Origin of the sequence: Microbulbifer sp. A4B17 (genome assembly GCF_003076275.1) — a bacterium.
Lineage (GTDB): Bacteria > Pseudomonadota > Gammaproteobacteria > Pseudomonadales > Cellvibrionaceae > Microbulbifer.
Genome location: NZ_CP029064.1, coordinates 4,125,992 through 4,148,353 on the forward strand (window position 1 = coordinate 4,125,992; position 22,362 = coordinate 4,148,353).

Consider the following 22,362-nt stretch of genomic DNA (forward strand, 5'->3'; position numbering starts at 1 on the left):
CTCTGTAAGACATCACTCATCAAATTTCGCTGCAAACCAATTGCTGCATGCGCAACACATCCACGGTTTCCGCAACATCGTGGACACGTAAAATTCTTGCACCCTTTTGCGTAGCTAACATGGCCAGGGCCAGGCTACCGGGGAGGCGGCCATCTACATCTCGATCGAGCAGGCGGCCGATCATCGACTTGCGCGACAAGCCTGCCAGTATGGGCATATCCGCCGGCGCCAGCTGCGACAAATTACGCAACAACGCCAAATTGTGCTCATCGGTTTTGCCAAAGCCAAAACCCGGGTCGAGAATAAGCCGGTCCCGTGTCACCCCCAGATCGATACAGAGATCGACCCGTTTCTGCAGATACCTGGCGACATCCTCTACAACATCAGTGTAAGACGGATCATCCTGCATAGTGCCGGGCTGACCCTGCATATGCATCAGGCAGATCGCCAGGCCACTCTTGACGGCTGCATCCAGTGCACCGGGGCGCTCCAGGGCGCGAACATCATTGATCAGTCCCGCCCCTACCGCAGCTGACTCACGCATCACTGCCGGAGTACTGGTATCGACAGAGATAATCGCGTCAAAGTTCGCTTTGATTGCCTCCACCACCGGCACTACCCGATCCAGCTCCTGCTGCTCGGTGACCGGCGATGCGCCAGGGCGTGTCGATTCTCCGCCAATATCCAAGATTTTCGCTCCCTCAGATAGCATCTGTTCTGCTCTCTGCAGAGCCAGGGTCAAGTCCAGGTTACCGGAGGCATAGTAATTGCCACCGTCGGAAAAGGAGTCCGGCGTTGTATTCAGAACCCCCATAACCACCGGTTGAGAGAGGTCTAAGGTGTGGTTACCACAAATAATTTTCATTGGTTGAAATAAAAAAATGCCGGATCGGAACAGGCTATCGCCCTATCCCCAACCCGGCATTTGGTTTTGTCCAGTTAGTCGCTTCGGAGGATCAGTGGCCGTTTAATGGGCCGCCGACGGTATTGCTCTTATCCGCCTCAGTTGAGGCCTCTGTGGTTTCAGTATCCTGGGTCGGGCTGTTTCCACCAGAGCCGAAGTTATTGTCTTCCCAGTCCCTTGGTGCGCGAACTTTGCGGCGAGCCATCAGGTCATCCACCTGCTCCGCATCCAGGGTTTCATATTCCATCAGCGCATCTTTCATCGCTTCAAGAATATCTCGATTGTCTTCCAGCAGTTTCTGCGCTCGCTCGTAGCAGATATCGATAATACGGCGCACCTCCACATCAATTTCATTGGAAGTCTTGCCGGAAACCGGATTGCCTTGGCCGGGCTGACCACTTTCATCTTCGCCGTAGTGCAATGGACCGAGCTTTTCAGACAAGCCCCACTTGGTCACCATACTGCGCGCCAAGTCAGTGGCCCGCTCGATGTCGTTGGAAGCACCGGTAGTAACACCGTCGATACCCAGGGTCATTTCCTCAGCAATACGGCCACCAAACAGGGAGCACAATTGCGATTCAATCGCGCGCTTGGACAGGCTGTACTTGTCTTCCTCAGGCAGGAACTGGGTGACACCCAGGGCGCGGCCACGGGGAATAATAGTTACTTTGTGTACCGGATCATGCTCGGGTACCAGTCGACCAATAATGGCGTGACCGGCCTCGTGGTAGGCGGTATTCACCTTTTCCTTTTCATTCATCACCATGGACTTGCGCTCGGCACCCATCATGATCTTGTCACGGGCACGCTCGAACTCTTCCATGGTCACGGTGCGTCTATTGGCCCGCGCAGCAAACAGGGCAGCTTCGTTGACCAGGTTGGCCAGATCCGCACCGGAGAAACCAGGGGTTCCACGAGCAATCGTCTGCGGGTTCACCTTGTCGTCCATTGGCACTTTGCGCATATGAACCTTGAGGATCTGTTCGCGGCCGCGAATATCCGGCAGCCCGACAAATACCTGGCGGTCAAAGCGGCCTGGGCGCAGCAGGGCATGGTCCAGTACATCCGGGCGGTTGGTCGCTGCAATAACGATCACACCCTCATTACCTTCGAAACCATCCATCTCAACCAGCAGCTGGTTCAGGGTTTGCTCGCGCTCATCGTGACCGCCGCCAACGCCGGCTCCACGGTGGCGGCCAACAGCGTCGATCTCGTCGATAAAGATGATGCAGGGAGCCTGCTTCTTGGCCTGGTCAAACATATCCCGCACCCGGGAAGCGCCCACACCAACAAACATCTCAACAAAGTCAGAACCGGAGATGGAGAAGAAAGGTACTTTTGCTTCGCCGGCAATTGCTTTGGCAAGCAGGGTCTTACCGGTACCGGGAGGACCACACATCAATACGCCACGGGGGATATTGCCACCCAGTCGCTGGAACTTGGTGGGATCGCGCAGGAACTCGACCAGCTCCTGTACCTCTTCCTTAGCTTCATCTACACCGGCAACATCGGAAAAAGTTGTCTTGATCTGGTCTTCGCCCAGCAGGCGCGCCTTGCTCTTACCAAATGCCATAGGACCTGAGCGACCGCCGGCTCCGCCTTGCATTTGGCGCATAAAGAACATAAATACAGCGATAATAATCAGGATCGGGAAGCTGGCTACCAAAAGCTGCTGCCAGATACTCGGTGACTCAGGCTCGCGACCAACGAATTGCACATTGCTGCGAACCAGCTCATTGGTGAGTTCATCGTCGATAATCTGTGGCTGGATAGTCTTGAAGCGGCTGCCATCGGCTTTCTCGCCGGTGATTACCAAGCCGTCCACGATCACGTTCTTAACTTGGCCCGACTGCACATCCTGAACAAAGTCGGAGTAACTGAGAGCCTCATCCCGTGACTGCGGTTTAAAGTTTTGAAAAACCATCAGCAGTACCGCTGCGATGATCAACCACAGTACCAGGTTCTTTGCCATATCATTCAAAGGGATAGCCCTCTCGCTTTCGCAATCAAAATCCGTTCATTCCGGCAACGCCGGCCACATCAATACCGGATAAAACCAGTATAGGTGCGGGGGGTCAACAGCCTTCGCCCCCGATACAGGTATCGCTTATACCATATGGGGAGTCAGACTAGAAATACGCCGATGTTCTCAGCCCTTAAATCCTCGCGCCACCACGTATACTTCACGTGAACGGGGGCGGGAAGCGCCAGGTTTGCGAGTTACGACACTGTTGTAGCTCCCACGCAAGTCGCGGATCAACTCGTCGAAACCCTCTCCCTGGAATACCTTTGCAACAAATGCGCCACCGGGCTTAAGTACCTGCCGGGCCATATCGACCGCCAGTTCCACCAAATACATGGAGGCGGGCTGATCAACATCGCGTATCCCACTCATATTGGGGGCCATATCGGAAATCACAAGGTCTGCCAGTTCATCGCCCATGCGCTGTAACAGTTCACTGAGCACCGACTCCTCGGTAAAGTCCCCCTGGACAAAGTCCACACCGGCCAGCGGGTCCATCGGCAATATATCTGACGCCAAAACCTTGCCTTTGTGCCCTACCAACTCCATCGCTACCTGGGACCAGCCCCCTGGAGCCGCACCCAGGTCGACAACAGTCATTCCCGGCTTGAATAAGCGGTCCTTATTTTGTAGCTCCTGCAGCTTGTAGCTGGCACGGGAGCGGTAGCCCTCTTTCTGGGACTGTTTGACGTAATGGTCATTAAAATGTTCACGCAGCCAACGGTGGCTGCTCTTAGATCGGCCCATCGGGTACAATGCCTACAATCACTACAGCTTAATTGTAAGAGCGGCCACTGGCCGCGATCGGGTCCGCCGAACAAACGCTGGCGACGATCGCGGTCTGTGGCCGCTCCCACATCGAATTCCACAAAGTGGTAATGGAGTATTGTATGCCTTTAACCGCCGACCGCAAAAAAGCTCTTCGCTCTCTAGGTCACAATCTGAAACCTGTCGTGACCGTAGCCGGCAATGGGCTGAGCGAGGGGGTGATGGAAGAACTGAACCGTGCACTCGAAGACCACGAGCTGATCAAGGTCAAACTGATGATCGCCGACCGGGAAGTACGCCACCAAATCGTTGGTGAGCTTTGCGAAAAATCCTCATCCGAGCTGGTACAGGAAATCGGCAAGATTGCCCTGATTTTCCGCGCAGCGCAGAAGCCGGATATTCGCAAGTCCAACCTGCTGCGTTAAACAAAAAGGGGAGCTAATGCTCCCCTTTCTTTTCTCAACCAGTGGAAACTGGCTTACACATCACAGGCAACTCCCAAGATTCTCCATTGGACAATCGCCTCAACCAGCATTTCTCACCATTGCCGACTAGTTGAAACTTGATCGGACGCCCCATATCCCGGCCAATCAGAGCCATCTTTTTGGGATCATTCTCAATCACCAAAATAGTATTGTCCACAAACACCCTCGGGCCCAGGGTCACATTAACCCCGCCCAGCGCTTGCGAAACTGCCACCTGCAACTTGCCCTGAATCTCCGGGCTCGTTTCCTGTAACAGTGCCGGTTGTGCAGTCTCAATATTTTGCTGGGAGGAGCAGCCAAGACACATCAATGCAAAACCACAAAGTTTAGCCAAAGCTGCCATTTTCATTTTATTTCACCATTATGCGGTTACTGCGAGAGACTTCCTTGGTCACTCTCGCATTAAAAATGGGAGCATCTTCACTTTCACCTGATGTGGAGAATGCACTGGTGGAAATATCTCCACACTCTCCGGTCTCGATGTAATTCAGTGCGGTAGCAAAGCGCGCTTCATCAGCATCACCCAAGAGATTGTCAAAATCGTCACCGATCACACACCCAGGCAAATCGGCATCAGTTCCGTAATCACCATTGGGCATAAAGCCATCGGAGTAATCACCAAAGCCTTTTGCATTCACACCGGAGAACTGAATTGTGAAATAAGTGGTGCCACAATTATCCAAAGGATAAAAACCATAGGGCTTACCACAGGTAGTCTCACCTATCTGGATAACCTCGACATCAATTCCGCGCAAGCCATTGATAATGGCCTCACTGGCTGAGCAGGTATTTTCACTAGTCAGGACAAACAGCCGCGACAGGTTTAAAGTCGGCAATTCTTCCCCGTATAACGACTCATCAACAAAGCCCAGACCGGTCGAATAGAATGGAGTCCCATCCAATGGCGCTCCGGTAATTGGGTTAGTTTCCGGATGCTGATCGTTAAACTGGGCAATTTCAAATACCTGCCCCACAGTATTATCGCCTGCGATCATATAGGCTAACTCTGCAGCGATATCGAGATAACCACCGCCGTTATAGCGAAGGTCAAGCACTAACTCTTCAACAGATTCCGATTCAAGCTCAGTAACAGCATCAATCAGCTCCGCTTCCGCTGTCGCAATATGATCATTGAAAAGCATATACCCGACTTTACGGCCCGAATCTGTCACTTCAGTTTTAACATATTGAACAGGATCAGATTGCACAGGTGATGCAACCAGAGTGACAGTCTCAATCGTTGAAGAACCTAAAGGTCTTATTTCAAATACGTGGGACTCACCATCATTTTCTGGCCACATGCCGTAATTTAAGGTATCGACATCATCACCGTAGGCCAGATCAACACCGTCCACACTGATAACTTCTGCACCACGGGTCATAATATCGGGCAAATCGCCACCACTTTCCTCATCCAGATAAGCGACTACCGCTTTACGTGGTGGCGTGCTGGAGAGCAGGGCCCACTGAATACCGTAACCAACGTAAACTCCGGATTCGGTTTGTGAATACCATTCATCCGATGGAACCGTGTAATGGAATCGATCCTTTTCTCGACCGGAGGGGGTCAGTGCAAAAGTTTTCAGCTCTTCGAAATAAGCTAAAGAATCATCGAAACTAGCTGGATCCTGGTCCTCAATCTCTTCGTACCATAGGTAGAGCTCATTACTCATTGAGCGCAGCCAGTTATTCTCGTCCTCACGAGTGCCTGCTACGTCCGCATAAGCAGAGCCAGTTGCAGGGTCTGTGCCGCTGCGGGGAGAAACACATCGATTTACATAAGTTGTGGACGGCAGAAAGTTATCCACTTCCCAGGTACCGCCAACCGGAGTCGGCGAAGCTGACTCACTCCCACTATCGGAATCGGAACTGCCACCACCTCCGCAGGCCGCCAAGCCCAAAGCTCCCAGAGTAAAAACTCCAGCCAAAGCTAGCTTACTTAGACGGATTTCCATCCCCAAACTCCTTTTAACCCTTCTATTTGTAAAGATCCGTAAAGGAGTGGAGCCTATCATTATTTGGCAGGAGCTTCGATAACCAAAATTTTCATCAAAAGAAATTGCCAAGCCTAAATACAGAAAGGCCCAAAGAGGCAGTTTCCAGTCTCTACCCCTCCAGGCCCTTCAGTACAAAATAGGTAAATTACCTTTCGTAACCCAATTCAGTGATTAACTGCTGACTTTTCCCAAAACACCCTGCAGGCTGTCTTTTGCATCACCGAACAGCATCCGCGCGTTTTCTTTGTAAAACAGTGGGTTTGCAACACCAGCATACCCCGAAGCCATAGAGCGCTTGAGGACAACTACCTTACCGGCCTTCCACACCTCCAGTACTGGCATACCCGCGATAGGAGACCCAGGCTTTTCCACTGCATCAGGGTTTACTGTATCGTTAGCACCGATTACCAAGGCCAGATCAGTACCGGGGAAATCTGGATTGATTTCATCCATTTCCATAACGATGTCGTAGGGCACATTAGCTTCGGCTAAAAGGACATTCATATGTCCTGGTAGACGACCGGCTACAGGGTGAATGCCAAAGCGAACAGTTTTTCCCATTTTTCGCAATCGATCTGTCAGGTCACTGACAGCTTGCTGTGCATGGGCAACTGCCATCCCAAACCCGGGCACAATAATCACACTATCCGCTGCACTCAGCTCATCAGCCAACTCCTGCTGATCAAAGGCAACGACTTCACCATCAACTTCTTCATCGGCAACCTCACCGCCATCAGAACCAAATCCGCCAAGAATAACGCTGATAAAAGAGCGGTTCATTCCCCGGCACATGATGTAACTGAGGATGGCACCGGAAGAGCCGACCAGTGCGCCGACTACAATCAGCAGGTCATTGCCCAGCATAAAACCGGTAGCCGCAGCAGCCCAACCGGAGTAGCTATTCAGCATGGATATAACCACTGGCATATCAGCTCCGCCAATAGCGGCCACCAGGTGAACGCCCAATAGCAAAGCAATCGCAGTCATTATCACCAAATTGATAACCGTACCCGCATTTACCTCTGCCGGTACAAACAGCACACCAAGAACAATACAAGCCAAAATGGCAATCAGGTTGAGCCAGTGGCGGGCCGGTAGCATCAGAGGCTTCCCTGAAACCAGTCCCTGTAACTTACAGAAAGCAACCAAAGAGCCGGTCAGTGTAATTGCCCCAATAAATACTCCCAGGTATATCTCAGTGCTGTGGACAACGTGGGCGGAACCATGCAACTCCACAATAGGATCCAGGAAACCACCCCAGCCAATCAAAACTGCAGCGAGACCGACAAAGCTGTGTAGCAGGGCCACCATCTGTGGCATTTGGGTCATAGCTACACGCTTCGCCAGTGCCAACCCAATCACCGCACCGACGACCATAGCGATCGCCACCATCCAATAGGCTCCAGCGGCCACTCCAGCTATCGTGGCGATAATGGCAACTGCCATTCCCACCATTCCATAAATATTTCCCCTGCGTGCAGTCTCGTGGCTGGATAAGCCTCCGAGACTCAAAATAAACATCACTGCAGAGAAGAGATAAGCCATTGCAATCATACCGTTCATCACTCACCTCTCCCTTACCGGCGAAACATTTTCAACATGCGGTAGGTCACAAAGAAACCACCGAATATATTAATACTGGCAACCAGCACCCCTATAAATGCGAGCAAACTAACCAAACCTGAACCGGTAACGCCCAGTTGTACCAGCGCGCCAACGATAACAATACCGGAAATTGCATTAGTAACACTCATAAGTGGCGTGTGTAGCGCGTGAGTCACATTCCAAATCACCTGCCAACCGACAAAAATTGCCAGGACAAATACGGTGAAGTGAGAGACAAAATCCGGTGGGGCCACACGTCCCAACCACAGCAATAAAACTGCAGCAACAGCCCAGAAAGCAAAAATAGACAGGGGAGACTTTCGCTTCTCAGCTTTCCCCTCAACAATTTTTACTTCTTCAGCAGCTTTCGCCGATGGCTGGGGTTGGGCAGAAATTTTTGGCGCGGGCGGGGGCCAGGTAATCTCACCAGATTTAACCACCGTGGCACCGCGAATAACTTCATCATCAAAGTTAAGGTCAATCTCCCCATCCTTTTCTGGAGTCAACTCCCCAAGCAGATGAGCAAGATTGGTGGAATACAAGCGTGAAGATTGAGCAGCTGCACGGCTGGGCAAATTGGTATAACCGAGAATGGTGACGCCATTGTGCTCCACTTTTTCATGAGCCACCGTATAGTCACAGTTACCACCCATTTCCGCCGCTAAATCCACGACCACAGAGCCCTTAGGCATACTGTCGACCATATCTGCAAGCCACAACTTGGGAGCGGGTTTTCCCGGGATCAAGGCAGTAGTGATCACAATATCCACTTCTTTGGCCTGCTCGCGAAACAGTGCCATTTCAGCATCAATAAATTCCTTGGACATCTCCTTGGCATAACCACCGGAACCGGAGCCTTCTTCCTCAATCTCAACAGTAAGGAAGTCAGCCCCCATAGACTCCACCTGCTCGCGCACTTCAGCACGGGTATCGAAGGCTCGCACAATAGCCCCCATACTTTTTGCCGTACCAATTGCGGAGAGGCCCGCTACGCCAGCACCAATAACAAGCACTTTTGCGGGGGGAATTTTTCCTGCTGCTGTGATCTGCCCGGTAAAGAAACGACCGAAATTATGAGCCGCTTCTACAACCGCACGATAACCGGCAATATTTGCCATGGAGCTGAGCGCATCCATTTTTTGCGCACGGGAAATTCTTGGAATCGACTCAACCGCTAGTGCATTGATATCGCGCTCGGCGAGCTTCTGCAGGAACTCGGCATTTTGTGCCGGTTTCAGAAAGGCGATCAACGTAGCCCCTTTGGGAATCAAAACCAACTCTTGATCAGTTGGTGCTTGTACTTTTAGTACTATACCCGCATCGGCCAGGCACTGTTGTATATCCTCGCGGATTTCTGCACCGGCTTCAGCATAAGCTTCATCAGTAAAACTGGCCCTGTTACCAGCCCCCTTCTCCACCGCTACGGAAAAACCCAAATCGCGTAATCGTCTTACGCTATCGGGGGTTGCTGCAACGCGTGCTTCCCCCTCTGCGGTCTCTCTAGGTATGGCTATAATCACCGCCGTGCCCCTCTTAGTTGGTTTTATGAACTTACAGCTACATCTACCTCAAAAAGTATTGGATTGCCCAATTTATAAACAGATCGAGTGTAAACGTCGTCACGAGGTATGAAAAGAGGGATAACCTGATAGCCATAATTGGTGAAATTAATAAGACTACAAATGCAGGAAAGGCTATATAGAGCTGAGATGAATACCTACAAATCTGTCTCATCTGCAACCTTTTCTCTTTGAAAATGAATATTAACTACCCCTTGCCAGAAATACTTAAAAATACAGCTCTGTGAGTAATTTTCACTTCGCTACCCGGTAATTCATTAGAAAAGTTGAATCTAAAAAACAACCTTCTGTAGAACTGATACCACTGAATAATCAAAATTTCACAGGAAAACAGGCACTGTCAGCTATTTTTTAAAGCAATAATCATCCCTTTCAGAGTATCAGGCTAACCAAATAATATCGATAAAGACTCCTTGCCTATTATATTTGTAATAAAAAATAAGGCGCCAAGTGATAGTCAATTCGTACCAGCTGTCAAAATGCAGATAAATCTGCCTTAGTAAAACCAGTTCACAGTTTTCTGTCCAAAAATTTGAGTAGGCCCCCTACTTGTGCAGGAAAAACAATATCCGCAGAATGACGCACCAGGAAAAAGCAGTAACTACAAGATTTACCTCATGGAATTAGAGAAATATATTCACTCACCTGTTTCAGCGTATTTGGCACAACTATTGATTAAAAATTGGGAAAGCCCAATAAAAATTATTAGATGAGCGCCGCTGTAAACTGTGACTAATCCAAGCCCTGGAATCATGCTGGTTGATGACGATCCCGAGCGAGCCCACTTGGTTTGTGAGCGATTACGTGCTGCTGGCTACAGTGTTCTCGCACAGATTAGCAGTGCTGAAGGGCTGCTCTTCCAGGTTGAGAAATACCGTCCAGATATTGTGCTGATTGATATCGAATCTCCAGACCGGGATATTTTAGAAAGCCTGGCCATAGTCAATCGAGAAGCCCCTACTCCGGTAGCCATGTTTTCGAGTAGCGGCAATGCAGACTTTATCAGCCGCGCTGTCGACTCTGGTGTGAGTGCATATATGGCTGAGGGAATAACCCCTGAGCGCGTGGCACCGGCGATAGAAATCGCCATGGCACAATTCAAACACTTCCAACAATTGCGCCTGTCTCTTGAACGCACCAAGCAGCAACTAACTGAGCGAAAAGCCATCGAGCGGGCTAAAGGCCTATTAATGGCGAAGAAAAACCTCAGTGAAGAGGATGCCCATAAAACCCTGCGCAACCTCGCAATGAACAGTAACTCAACTATTCATGCAGTTGCTGAGCAAATTATTCACTATTTCCAGAATGAGCGTTAGAGTACCGATGTCAGCCCTTCTGTGCCCGGAAAAGAAGACCGTCAAACTGCTTTACTTACGCCTGACCGACAGCGCACCGCTGATTGTCGCTCAGGAACGAGGCTACTTCCAAAAATATGGATTAAAGGTACAGCTGCAAAGAGAGACAAGCTGGGCCACCCTGAGGGATAAATTAATTGCTCGTAAAGCGGATGCTGCAGCGATGCTCGCCCCCATGCCTCTGACGCTGGAACAAGCATTACCTAATTGCCACGAACGGTTATTAACTGGATTAATTCTCAGCTGTAACGGTAACGCTATTACCTTATCGGCTGAGTTATTCCAGCGTCTGCAAAATTACTGCGATGGTGATTCGCAAAGTGATATTGCCTCGGCACTGAAGCGTTACCTTCACGATAATAAATCCCCCCCCACAGTCAGGCTAGCTACGGTGTATCCTTTTTCCAGCCACAGCCTACAATTGCGCTACTGGTTGCGATCCGCCGATATCGATCCCGACCGGGATATAAAACTGGTTGTACTACCACCCGAACAAATGCTGGAGAACCTTCACAGTGGCGTCATAGATGGCTACTGCGTCGGCGAGCCCTGGAATTCCCTCGCCGCACATAAAGGGTCCGGCGTGGTTGTTGCAGCCTGCAATACACTGCTGCCAGCCATGCCGGAGAAAGTCCTGACTGTTACCGACAGCTGGCATCAAGCTAACCCCGCAACCCACCTGGCGCTCAGGGCTGCCCTTCTTCAAGCCTGTACCTGGCTTGCCACACGTGCAAATAGGGGAGTAGCTGCGAGGCTTTTATCCCAGGGGCAGTACCTCAACCTGCCTGAAGATCTGATCCAACGCTCCCTCAATGACCAGCTTCTCTATCGGCGCGACCGCCATATCCTCGCCAATCCCGGCTGGCACCTCTTTGCTCATATCGATAACGACTGCGGTCGCCCAAGTCAGGAAAAAGCTTGGCAACTTCTGGAAATGTATTCAAATCTGGAGGACTCAAAATTCCGAGCCGCTGAAGCCTTCCGTACAGATCTCTACCGACAAACAGTGGACTTCCTGCTCGCAAATAAATAGTGGCACACTAATTGAATGGAAATAATTCGATGATGCAATTGCCTTCCCTCAGGCGCATCAGCGCGGTGAAGCGGTTGTTCGCCGAACATAACGGGCAACGAAGTCCATTGTCTGCAGCTAACCAGCTGCAGCCTTGGGCTTTTTTTGTGCCTGGGAATTAGCAAACAAAGGAAATGCGCATGTCCAGTGACTCACTCAATCTATTCTCGTTCCGCGGGAAGATAAAAGTTCTCCACCTAACCTGGGTGGCCTTCTTTATCACTTTCTTTGCCTGGTTTAACCACGCCCCCCTGTTAATGGCCATCTCAAAAAGCCTTTCATTAACACCGGACCAGGTAAAAACCCTGCTGATTTTAAATGTCGCCCTAACAATTCCCGCACGTATTGTGATCGGGATGCTTACCGATAAATATGGCCCCAGGCTTACTTACTCACTACTGCTGGCAATCGGCAGTGTGCCCTGTTTTATTTTTGCCCTGGCAGATAACTTTATGCAGGCGGCAATTGGACGTTTCCTGTTGGGCTTTATTGGCGCGGGCTTTGTTGTGGGAATTCGCATGGTGTCAGAGTGGTTCCCCGCCCGCCAGTTGGGCACGGCTGAGGGTATCTATGGAGGCTGGGGAAATTTTGGCTCGGCAGCCGCCGCCATGTCCCTACCCACCATCGCTCTGTTCTTTGGCGGTGATAACGGCTGGCGCTACGCTATTGGCCTCACCGGTGTTATCGCACTGATTTATAGCGTAATTTATTACTTCTCAGTGACTGATACTCCCAAGGGTTCAACCTATTTCAAACCAAAAAAAATCGGCGCAATGGAAGTAACCAGCAGCGGCGACTTTATCCTGCTACTGGTGATGAAAGTGCCCATGTATGCGGCGCTGGCCTTGCTCACCTGGAAATTATCCAGCGGGGTAGCATTAATATCCAACCTTACCGCCAACCTGATTTATACCGGCCTGGCATTACTCTATCTTCTGGATGCACGTAAAACCTACAGCATTAATCGAGAGGTGCTCAGCAACCCTCCGGCACCCGTTCACCGCTATAAGTTTAAGCAAGTAGCCGTTTTGAATCTGCTCTACTTCGCAACTTTCGGTTCCGAGTTAGCAGTGGTGTCCATGCTGCCACTATTTTTCTCCGAGACCTTTACCCTTGATCCGGTAAAAGCCGGTTTGCTGGCCTCCGCCTATGCCTTTATGAATCTGATGTCGCGCCCTGCCGGCGGGTTAATCAGTGACCGCTGGGGGCGGAAGTCCACCCTGTTGGTTCTTACTGCTGGCCTGGCACTAGGCTATTTCACCATGAGCCTGATTGACGCCGAATGGCCACTGTACCTGGCGGTAGCTGCCGCTATGGCCTGCTCTTTCTTTGTACAGGCTGGGGAAGGTGCTGTATTCGCTGTAGTGCCTTTAATCAAACGCCGCCTCACCGGGCAGATTGCTGGTATGACCGGTGCCTATGGTAATGTGGGTGCGGTTTTCTATCTCACCGTTCTGAGCATGGTGTCTTACCAGACCTTTTTCCTGGTAATCTGTGCTACTGCACTGCTCGGCTTTGCCGCACTGCTTCTACTGGAAGAACCAGAGGGACAAATGGCAGAAGTACACCCTGATGGCAGCGTCTCCATGATTGATGTCGCCTGATAACGGTACATCAATCACAGTGGGCTCCTCTAATGAAGGGCCCCCAGCAGCTGGCAGTTCGCAATGCAATAACAGGGCACTGCAATTGTTCAGTGCCTCCTGCGCTGGCCATCGCCAACACAACGACGATGCCTGCGCAGTGCGACTGCCTGAAGGTGCAGAATTACAGCGCCACGGCAGCCTCGCCGCGGTGGCCGACGGCGTTGCCAATGCCGAAGCCGGCGGTGAAGCAGCCCGCGCCGCCATCAATGGATTTTTCTCCGACTATTACAGCACCCCGGAAACCTGGTCCACTAAGCATGCCGTTGCAAGGGTTTTACACTCTCTCAACAGCTGGCTATTTCGACAAAGTGGTGGCAGTGCCGAGATTAAACGGGGCTGGTTAACTACTTTTTCCGCGGCAATATTTAAAGGGAGCAGCGCTCACCTGATTCATATTGGTGACTCCCGAATCTACCGACTGCGCGATGAAAAGTTAGAGTGCCTGAGCCGCGATCACAGCCACAGACTTGGACCTGGACGCACCTTTTTGAGCCGAGCCCTGGGTATGGATGCCCATATTGATGTGGATTACCGCTGCGAAGAATTGCAGCCCGGAGATGTTTTCCTGATTAGCAGTGATGGTATCCACGATTTCCTGACGGATCGTGAAATAGTCGAACTACTCCTCAACTTCTCCGAACTCACCCCCCAACGATTGATCGATAAAGCCCTACAAGCAGGCTCTACCGACAACTTAAGTGCTGTCATTTGCCGGGTTAATTCTGTGGGGCTTCCTCAGTGCGACGAACTGGCTATGCGAAATCGGGAATTACCCTTCGCACCAGATCTGCACCCCGGACAACGGCTCGACAACTTCATTATTTTACAGGAACTACATGCCAGTAGCCGGAGCCACCTGTACCTGGCTAGAGACCAGGAAACCGACTCACTTCGAGTGATAAAAACCCCCTCAGTCAATTTTTGTGATGATCCACTTTATATAGAGCGATTTATTGCTGAGGAATGGACAGGACGGCGAATCTCCCACCCCGGAATTATTAAAGTTTTTGCACCGGCTAAAGAACGGCGCTGTCTTTATCATATTCTCGAATATATTGAAGGACAAACCTTGCGTCAGTGGATGCAATTAAACCCCCAACCACCGATTCCCCAAGTGAGGGAATTACTGAGCCAGTTGGTCAGCGCGCTACGGAGCCTGCAGCGAATGGAAATCGTACACGGTGACCTCAAGCCAGAAAATATTATGATGCGTCACGATGGGCGATTGGTAATCATCGATCTCGGCGGCGCCGATGGGCCTGGGCTCAGGGAGCAGTTACACCTGTCTGGTGAATGTGCTCCCGGCAGCAAAAATTATGCTGCTCCTGAATTCTTTTTTGGCGATAGCGCCAGCCACCGTTCTGATATCTTTTCACTTGGTGTTATCGCTTACGAATTACTCACTGGTAAGTATCCCTACCCAGAGCGCTTGGGCAGCTATCATTACCAACTGAAAAGTTACAGCCAAATGCGCTTCAACCGCGCTTCTTTGTATCGAGACGACATTCCCTATTGGATTGACGGTGCTCTGCAAAAAGCCTGTGCAGCAGATCCCAAGAAACGCTACAACGCACTGTCAGAGTTTATTCATGACCTGCAAACTCCCAACCCTGAATTCAAGCCACCACAAAAACGTCCACTACTGGAAAGTAACCCGCTACTTATTTGGCAGCTGTTAACAGTAATTTTACTGCTGTCCCATCTTTTCTATTTATTTTAGCGTTAGCACACAATATTCGATTAAGCCCTTTTGCAGCGCAGAAAAATAATTAAATGCACCACATTGTCGCAAAAATTGTGGACAATCAGGCCAAAACACCATTATTACTAATAAAAAATTGGCACAGAGTTTGAATGTATTTAATTACCAACAAATTAATCCCCCTTACGAGGCAACGGCGCCTGTACTCTTCGGCAGAAGAGGAGGCCCCCTTGCCATTCCAGTCGGGCTCATTCTCTGCCGAACAAAACGAATCGAGACGGCAGGATTGTAAATGACGGAAAATGTTCAACATCAAAAGCTGATTGTGATTGGCAACGGTATGGTCGGGCACCATTTCCTGGAGCAGCTCGCCAATCATCAACGAGCTAACCAGTTTGATATCACCATATTCTGTGCAGAACCCCGCCCCGCTTACGACCGGGTTCACCTCTCCGAATACTTTGCCGGGCGCACCGCTGAAGATTTGTCCATGGGAGATTTACTGCAGTATCAGCAGTGGGGATTTAATATCCTGCTCAATGACAAAGTGGTGCAAATTGATCGAGAAAATAAAACTGTCACTGCAGAAAGCGGAGCCTGTCACTCTTATGATCAATTAATATTAGCCACAGGCTCCTACCCGTTTGTTCCACCAATACCCGGACACCAACACCAGCGCTGCTTTGTCTATCGAACCCTGGAAGACCTGGACTCCATTCGTTCAGTTGCCACTACCGCTAAAAGTGGTGTTGTTGTCGGCGGTGGCCTACTGGGCCTGGAAGCCGCCAATGCCCTGAAAGCTTTGGGGCTCGATACACATGTTGTCGAGTTCGCCCCGGGCCTTATGGCCACCCAGCTAGATGATGGTGGTTCCGCTCTGTTAAGAACGAAAATTGAAGCGCTCGGGGTCCAAGTACACACAAGTACCGCTACTGAATTGATAGAAGAAGTAGACGGCCGCCTGCGTATGCAGTTCAAGGGGGATAAAGAACTGCTTACCGATATGATTGTTTTCTCCGCAGGCATTCGCCCTCAGGACGAGCTGGCAAAATCCAGCGGGCTGGAAGTTGGCGAACGCGGCGGTATCGTAATTGACAGCAGCTGCCGCACTTCAGACCCGAATATTTTCGCTATCGGCGAATGCGCCCTCTACGATCAGAAAATTTTTGGCCTGGTCGCTCCCGGCTACAGCATGGCGCGTACCGCTGTCGCTCAACTGACCGACGGAGAGGAGTGTTTTAGCGGTGCCGATATGAGCACCAAACTAAAACTCCTGGGTGTGCAGGTTGGATCTATCGGCGACGCTCATGGTCGCACCGAAGGTGCTGCCGCTATTACTTTTGTGGACGAGCAGAGCGGCATTTACAAACGTATGATCACCGACAGCGAAGGAAAAAAGCTCTTAGGCGCGGTGATGGTAGGAGATACGGATGACTATGACACCCTTCTGCAATATCACCTCAACAATATTGATCTGCCCGAACACCCGGAACAATTAATTTTACCTGCAGCAGACGGTGCCACTCCCGGTTTGGGTGCAGCTGCACTCCCCTCCTCTGCTACTGTATGTTCCTGTCACAATGTGAGCAAGGGCCAAATAATCGATGCCGTTGCCGGTGGCTGTCACTCACTGGCTGATGTTAAAGATGCAACAAAAGCATCCACAGGTTGTGGCGGATGTGCTGGGCTGCTGAAAAATATTGTCGACGAAGAGTTGGCGGCGCTGGGTATGGAAGTGAACAATCACCTATGCGCACACTTCTCATTCTCTCGCCAGGAGTTATTCCACATTATCCAGGTAGAGGAAATAAAAACCTTTACTGAATTATTAGGTAAACACGGTTCAGGTCGCGGCTGTGAAATATGTAAACCCGCAGCGGCATCTATATTCGCCTCCCTCTGGAATGAGCATATCCTCGAGCAATCTCATGTGGGCTTGCAGGACACCAACGATACTTTTATGGCGAATATGCAGAAAAACGGCAGCTATTCCGTAGTTCCGCGTATTCCCGGCGGCGAGATCACACCGGACAAGTTAATCGTGATCGGCGAAGTGGCCAAACGCTACAACCTCTATACTAAAATTACCGGTGGCCAGCGTATCGACTTGTTTGGTGCACGCCTGGAACAACTGCCAGAAATCTGGCGGAAACTGATCGATGCCGGTTTCGAAACCGGTCATGCCTATGGTAAATCCTTACGAACGGTCAAATCCTGTGTTGGCAGCACCTGGTGTCGCTTTGGGGTTCAAGACAGCGTTTCCATGGCCCTTCAGGTGGAAAATCGTTACAAAGGTCTGCGCTCTCCACACAAAATCAAGATGGCCGTTTCCGGCTGCACCCGTGAATGCGCTGAGGCACAGAGCAAAGATGTAGGAGTCATCGCCACTGAGAATGGTTGGAATATGTTTGTGTGTGGCAATGGCGGTATGCGCCCTCGTCACGCAGATTTATTTGCCACTGACTTGGATGACGAAACACTTATCCGCTATATCGACCGCTTCCTGATGTTCTACGTTCGCACTGCGGACAAATTACAACGCACATCTGTTTGGTTGGAAAGCCTCGAAGGCGGCCTGGATTACCTGCGCGAGGTAATTATCGAAGACAAGCTGGGAATTTGCGCTGAGCTGGAAGTCCAGATGGCCCGTGTAGTAGATACCTATCAGTGCGAATGGAAAACCGCCATTAACGATCCAGAAAAACTGAAGCGCTTCCGACAGTTCGTTAACAGTAACGAAACTGATGAAAAAATTGTTTTCGTTAAAGAACGTGGACAACCGCGTCCAGCGACCACTGATGAGATTGTGGAAGCTGCGGAGTCCGCCTGACGATTCACCCGGCGACGCAAGCCGCCGGTTTTTTTTCCAAAAAATTAATCGCTTTTAAATCCTTTCCATCCACTGCGAGGAAATTCTTATGAGCTTGGCTGCCCTGCAAAAAAATCCCACAAATTCAGTTGCCATAACCCACCCCCAATGGTCACCAATCTGTCAGCGATCAGATTTGGTCACCAACTCAGGGGTATGTGCGCTTTGGGGCGATACCTCCATATACCCAATGGAGGCTTTGAATACAGTGACTAAAACTGTCGATCAAAGAAGCATCGCCCTGTTTTTTTTACCCGACCAGGATCAACAACTTTATGCCGTTGACAACTGGGACCCAATCGCACAAGCTGGTGTGATTGCAAGAGGAATTATTGCGGAATTGGAAGGGGAGTTAACCATTGCTTCCCCATTGTATAAAAACCATTTTCGCCTAAGCGATGGAGTCTGCATGGAAGACAGCAATATCAGGCTTGCCACCTACCCACTGGCATTTGATGGCGATACAGTTTACATCGGCAGCAATCAGTTACAGTAATGGCGATACAGGAATCTCTGAGTGCGCACCGCTCCTGTACAACCTGCCCATATTGCGGTGTAGGTTGCGGGGTTTCGGTCAACAAGGAAGAGCGCGCTAATACCACCGCAATCGCTGTCAGTGGCGACTCCCAGCACCCTTCAAATTTCGGCAAATTGTGCGTTAAAGGTTCTGCGCTCGGTGAAACACTGGGCGAACACGGCCGTCTCCTGCACCCTCGCCTGCGCGGAAAAGATTGTGACTGGGATACCGCGCTGTCTTATATGGCCGATGCCTTTAAGCAGACAATTCGCGACCATGGCCCTGACTCGGTAGCTTTTTACCTGTCTGGTCAGCTTCTCACTGAAGACTACTATGTAGCCAACAAGTTAATGAAGGGATTTATTGGCTCTGCCAATATTGATACCAATTCCCGGCTTTGTATGGCCTCTGCGGTGGTGGGATATAAACGCGCATTTGGTGCCGATGCGGTACCCTGTTCCTATGAGGACCTGGAACAGGCTGAACTTATCGTGCTTATCGGTTCCAATGCAGCCTGGACACATCCGATCTTATTCCAGCGAATGCAGGCAGGTACTGCAAAGCTGATCGTTATCGACCCCCGTGGCAGTGCTACCAGCGAAATGGCGGATCTGCACCTGGCAATTAAACCCGGCACTGATGCGGCACTATTCAATGGACTACTGCGTTTTCTCAGCCGGCACTATTATCTAGATACTGACTACATAAAAAATCATACACAGGGATTTGCCGATACCTTAGCTGCGGCTCAAGACTGGTCGCCAGAATTAACTGCTGCTACCTGTGGCATATCTATCGAAAAACTATTGGAATTTTTTCAAGCATTTGCAGCAACTGAGAAGACCATTAGTTTTTATTCCATGGGAATCAATCAGTCCAGCAGCGGCACTGATAAAAACAACGTAATCATAAACTGCCATTTAGCCACCGGACGCGTGGGCAAAATTGGTGCAGGACCATTTTCTATTACCGGCCAACCCAACGCGATGGGTGGACGCGAGGTGGGGGGACTTGCCAATACCCTCGCCGCGCATATGGAGTTTAACGAACAGGATATTGACCGGGTATCACGATTCTGGAATTCCGATCAAATTGCTACCAAGCCGGGGATGAAGGCTGTGGATATGTTCCGCGCGGTAGAAAGCGGAAAAATTAAAGCCATTTGGATTATGGCTACCAACCCCGCTGTCAGTATGCCCGAAGCCGATAGAGTCAAAGCTGCGCTACAGAAATGCCCGCTGGTTATTGTCTCCGACTGTATTGCCAATACCGATACCGCTCGCTGTGCCGATTTGCTACTTCCCGCAACGGGCTGGGGAGAAAAAAACGGCACTGTCACCAATGCAGAACGACGTATATCTCGGCAACGTGGATTTTTATCTCCTGCGGGAGAAGCTCGCCACGACTGGCAAGCCCTGTGCGGACTGGCCCAACATTTGGGCTATGGGGATCAGTTTAATTATTCACACCCCGCCGATATTTTTCGTGAGCACGCCCAGCTTTCCGGCTTCGAAAACCACGGCTCCAGGGCTTTCGATATCTCCGCACTCGCCAATATCAATCGCAGTGATTACGATGCACTGGCCCCGGTGCAGTGGCCGGTCAACCAGGAGCACCCAGCCGGGTGCAAACGCTTATTCACCAGTGGACAGTTTTTTACCCCGGACAAGCGTGCGCGCTTTATCCCCATAGCGCCGCAGCCTCCAAAACAGCAGATCAGCAGCGACTACCCCATATGGCTCAATACTGGCCGTATGCGCGACCAGTGGCATACCATGACCCGAACCGGGCGGGTAAGAAAATTACTCGATCACAGCGAACTGCCGGAAATACAAATAAACCCCAAGGATGCCGCTTGCTTCCAGGTTAACGATGGGGAATTAGTTCGGTTAAACAGCGCCTCATCTAAAATGGTCGGCCGCGCCGCTCTCAACGGAGGGCAAAAAAGAGGGGAGATCTTTGCCCCCATTCACTGGAGTGAAACCTTCTCACAGGATTCCAAGCCCAGTGCCCTGGCGGACTCCAGTATTGATCCCTATTCCGGCCAACCTGAATTCAAACAGGTTCCCGTCAATGTCAGTCCCCTGGCAGCTGAATACTTTGCCACAATGATCTGTGCCGAAGAAACTGCCGATAGAATATGGAATTGGTTACAGCGGGCCAACGACAGCAGTATCCTGCACTGGTATCGAGTCCCCTTGGAAAATGGCTTTCGCTATGAAATTGCCGCGAACCAACTTATCCACGGGCGGGAACTGACATCCAGGATAATGGACGAGCAACCCCAATTGTTCTGGCAGGAATTGGTTACCCCCAAAAGTCAGCGCTGGATCGCCTACGATGATAGCTTAAAACTGCTGATTTTCTCTGGTAAAGACTGGCATCAATTACCCAGCCGACAGCACCTGGAAAATTACCTGGCCACTCCCCTGCCTGAGTCACCGGGGCAACTGCTTCATCCCATAAAGCCTGGTGTGAAGATGATTTGTACCTGCCTCCAGGTTTCCCGGCCACAAATAGAGGAGGCCATCGCCCAGGGCATTAACACCGTCGAGGCACTGGGTGAAACCCTTGGCTGCGGTACCAGCTGCGGTTCCTGCAAACCAGAAGTCGCCAGTATTATTCGCACGGTTAATGCCTCTGAAGACACATCTATGGAGTCAACTCCGGTAAAGCAAGGCCCAGCTAAGACAGGCAGAAATATCCAAAGAAATATGGTTCAGGAATTTATTCCACAGTAGGGTTTTAAATTCCCCCTTGAATAAAAGGACCTCTGCCCGCAAATGGCCAACTTTTTGGGCAGAGGCTTCTAACGAAGAACTAATGAGAACCTTCCGGGATAATCAATCAACAACTTCTGCAGCTAGCTTTTGCGCTAAATCGCGAGGATGGCAGGCGGCCAGCTGAGTATCACTATCGGCCAAATAATCAATCAATTTTTGTATAGGACCTTCAGAGACTCCGTTTGAAGGTCTAACTGCATAGGCGGGTAAATTCGGAAGCTGCCAGTCTGGCAATAATTCTTGTACATCATCCTGTGCGCTTATTAAAAATCGAGGTGGCGCCGATAGTCCCAGGCCGCAGTTCGTCAGTCGATAAGCAGCTTCAACGCTGTCGACAGTCGCTACCGGGGTGTAGTTAACTTCGTATTCGCCCCGCTGCCGATGTAGAAATTGCCGGTGATTGGGCCGCATTGTCAGCCCAATCCAGGGCCAGGCTGCAAGGTCGCGAGGATGACTCGGAAAACCATAACGATCCAGCATATCGCCACTGGCAATTAACACCCGCTCTAGCTCAAATATCTTACGTGCTTTCAAATTGCTATCGGGCATATTACCAAGGCGAATTGCCAAGTCAAAACCACGGCCAATAACATCCTCGTGCTGGTCGCTGCATAGAAGTTGCAAGTGAATCCCCAGATCCCGCCGAACAAAGCCCACTATTTTGCTCAGCAAGCGGCTGTGGATCAAAACGGCGGGAATAGCAATTTTAAGCCGACTGATACTGTGTTCCTCTCGCTCTTTGTATTCTCCGAGACCATCAGCGTACAAATCCAATATATTCTGTGCCGTTTTATAAATCTTTTCCCCATCTTCGGTCAGGGACAATTTGCGGGTATTGCGATACAAGAGCGCAACGCCAAGACTTTCCTCCAACCTCGCCACATAGGAACTAACGCTGGCGACAGAAATATCCAGTTCCGAAGAAGCGCCTCTAAAAGAGCCGCTTTCCACAACCTTGGCAAACACCAGTAAATAGCGAATATCCTTTAGCACAATAGCAACTCCCTATGAATTCTCTAAAGATACTTCTGGGTCAACAGGAAAGAATACACCGCT

16 protein-coding genes are annotated in these 22,362 nt (G+C 50.6%); 8 read left to right on the forward strand and 8 right to left on the reverse strand.

Going from position 1 to position 22,362, the window contains the following annotated elements; translation table 11 throughout:
• Window positions 1-19: 19 nt before the first annotated feature.
• The 3 genes from folP to rlmE form a co-directional block, all read right to left on the reverse strand.
• The gene (folP, locus tag BTJ40_RS18195) at window positions 20-865 is read right to left on the reverse strand and encodes a dihydropteroate synthase (protein ID WP_108734400.1); all 846 of its coding nucleotides are present in this window, start codon (window positions 863-865) and stop codon (window positions 20-22) included.
• A 91-nt stretch (window positions 866-956) separates the two neighbouring features.
• Entirely contained in the window at window positions 957-2,876 is a 1,920-nt protein-coding gene (gene ftsH / locus BTJ40_RS18200; RefSeq protein WP_108734401.1) for an ATP-dependent zinc metalloprotease FtsH, read from the reverse strand.
• Between the two features lie 177 nt (window positions 2,877-3,053).
• On the reverse strand, window positions 3,054-3,674 hold the full coding sequence (rlmE, locus tag BTJ40_RS18205) for a 23S rRNA (uridine(2552)-2'-O)-methyltransferase RlmE (RefSeq protein WP_108734402.1): 621 nt from the start codon (window positions 3,672-3,674) through the stop codon (window positions 3,054-3,056).
• A gap of 143 nt (window positions 3,675-3,817) precedes the next feature.
• Between rlmE and yhbY the strand changes: the two genes are divergently transcribed.
• A complete protein-coding gene (yhbY, locus tag BTJ40_RS18210) occupies window positions 3,818-4,120 on the forward strand; it encodes a ribosome assembly RNA-binding protein YhbY (protein WP_108734403.1) in 303 nt (100 codons plus the stop codon).
• A 34-nt stretch (window positions 4,121-4,154) separates the two neighbouring features.
• On the opposite strand, the gene BTJ40_RS18215 is transcribed toward yhbY, so the two are convergent.
• The 4 genes from BTJ40_RS18215 to BTJ40_RS18230 form a co-directional block, all read right to left on the reverse strand.
• The gene (locus BTJ40_RS18215) at window positions 4,155-4,529 is read right to left on the reverse strand and encodes a hypothetical protein (protein ID WP_108734404.1); all 375 of its coding nucleotides are present in this window, start codon (window positions 4,527-4,529) and stop codon (window positions 4,155-4,157) included.
• 1 nt (window position 4,530) lies between these two features.
• Window positions 4,531-6,135 (reverse strand): S41 family peptidase, encoded by a 1,605-nt coding sequence (locus BTJ40_RS18220; protein ID WP_108734405.1) that lies wholly within the window; start codon window positions 6,133-6,135, stop codon window positions 4,531-4,533.
• A gap of 213 nt (window positions 6,136-6,348) precedes the next feature.
• Window positions 6,349-7,740, reverse strand: coding sequence for a Re/Si-specific NAD(P)(+) transhydrogenase subunit beta (gene pntB, locus BTJ40_RS18225; protein WP_192879350.1), 1,392 nt, complete (start codon window positions 7,738-7,740; stop codon window positions 6,349-6,351).
• Window positions 7,741-7,754: 14 nt separating this feature from the next.
• Window positions 7,755-9,302, reverse strand: a complete 1,548-nt coding sequence (locus tag BTJ40_RS18230; RefSeq protein WP_108734407.1) for a Re/Si-specific NAD(P)(+) transhydrogenase subunit alpha — start codon at window positions 9,300-9,302, stop codon at window positions 7,755-7,757.
• Between the two features lie 788 nt (window positions 9,303-10,090).
• On the opposite strand from BTJ40_RS18230, the gene BTJ40_RS18235 reads away from it, so the two are divergent.
• The 7 genes from BTJ40_RS18235 to BTJ40_RS18265 all read left to right on the forward strand — a co-directional run bounded on the left by BTJ40_RS18235 (window position 10,091) and on the right by BTJ40_RS18265 (window position 21,264).
• Window positions 10,091-10,678 (forward strand): ANTAR domain-containing response regulator, encoded by a 588-nt coding sequence (locus BTJ40_RS18235; protein WP_238152055.1) that lies wholly within the window; start codon window positions 10,091-10,093, stop codon window positions 10,676-10,678.
• 7 nt (window positions 10,679-10,685) lie between these two features.
• Window positions 10,686-11,750 (forward strand): CmpA/NrtA family ABC transporter substrate-binding protein, encoded by a 1,065-nt coding sequence (locus BTJ40_RS18240; RefSeq protein WP_108734409.1) that lies wholly within the window; start codon window positions 10,686-10,688, stop codon window positions 11,748-11,750.
• Between the two features lie 179 nt (window positions 11,751-11,929).
• Entirely contained in the window at window positions 11,930-13,393 is a 1,464-nt protein-coding gene (locus BTJ40_RS18245; protein ID WP_108734410.1) for a NarK family nitrate/nitrite MFS transporter, read from the forward strand.
• Window positions 13,383-15,155, forward strand: coding sequence for a bifunctional protein-serine/threonine kinase/phosphatase (locus BTJ40_RS18250; RefSeq protein ID WP_108734411.1), 1,773 nt, complete (start codon window positions 13,383-13,385; stop codon window positions 15,153-15,155). Before BTJ40_RS18245 ends, BTJ40_RS18250 begins: the two co-directional genes overlap by 11 nt.
• Before the next feature lie 274 nt (window positions 15,156-15,429).
• On the forward strand, window positions 15,430-17,967 hold the full coding sequence (nirB, locus tag BTJ40_RS18255; protein ID WP_108734412.1) for a nitrite reductase large subunit NirB: 2,538 nt from the start codon (window positions 15,430-15,432) through the stop codon (window positions 17,965-17,967).
• An 88-nt stretch (window positions 17,968-18,055) separates the two neighbouring features.
• The gene (nirD, locus tag BTJ40_RS18260; RefSeq protein ID WP_108734413.1) at window positions 18,056-18,502 is read left to right on the forward strand and encodes a nitrite reductase small subunit NirD; all 447 of its coding nucleotides are present in this window, start codon (window positions 18,056-18,058) and stop codon (window positions 18,500-18,502) included.
• Complete coding sequence (locus BTJ40_RS18265) at window positions 18,502-21,264, forward strand: nitrate reductase (RefSeq protein WP_108734414.1); 2,763 nt, start codon at window positions 18,502-18,504, stop codon at window positions 21,262-21,264. Before nirD ends, BTJ40_RS18265 begins: the two co-directional genes overlap by 1 nt.
• A gap of 102 nt (window positions 21,265-21,366) precedes the next feature.
• Here the strand turns inward: BTJ40_RS18265 and BTJ40_RS18270 are convergent, their stop codons facing one another.
• Complete coding sequence (locus tag BTJ40_RS18270) at window positions 21,367-22,299, reverse strand: LysR family transcriptional regulator (RefSeq protein ID WP_108734415.1); 933 nt, start codon at window positions 22,297-22,299, stop codon at window positions 21,367-21,369.
• Window positions 22,300-22,362: the final 63 nt, after the last annotated feature.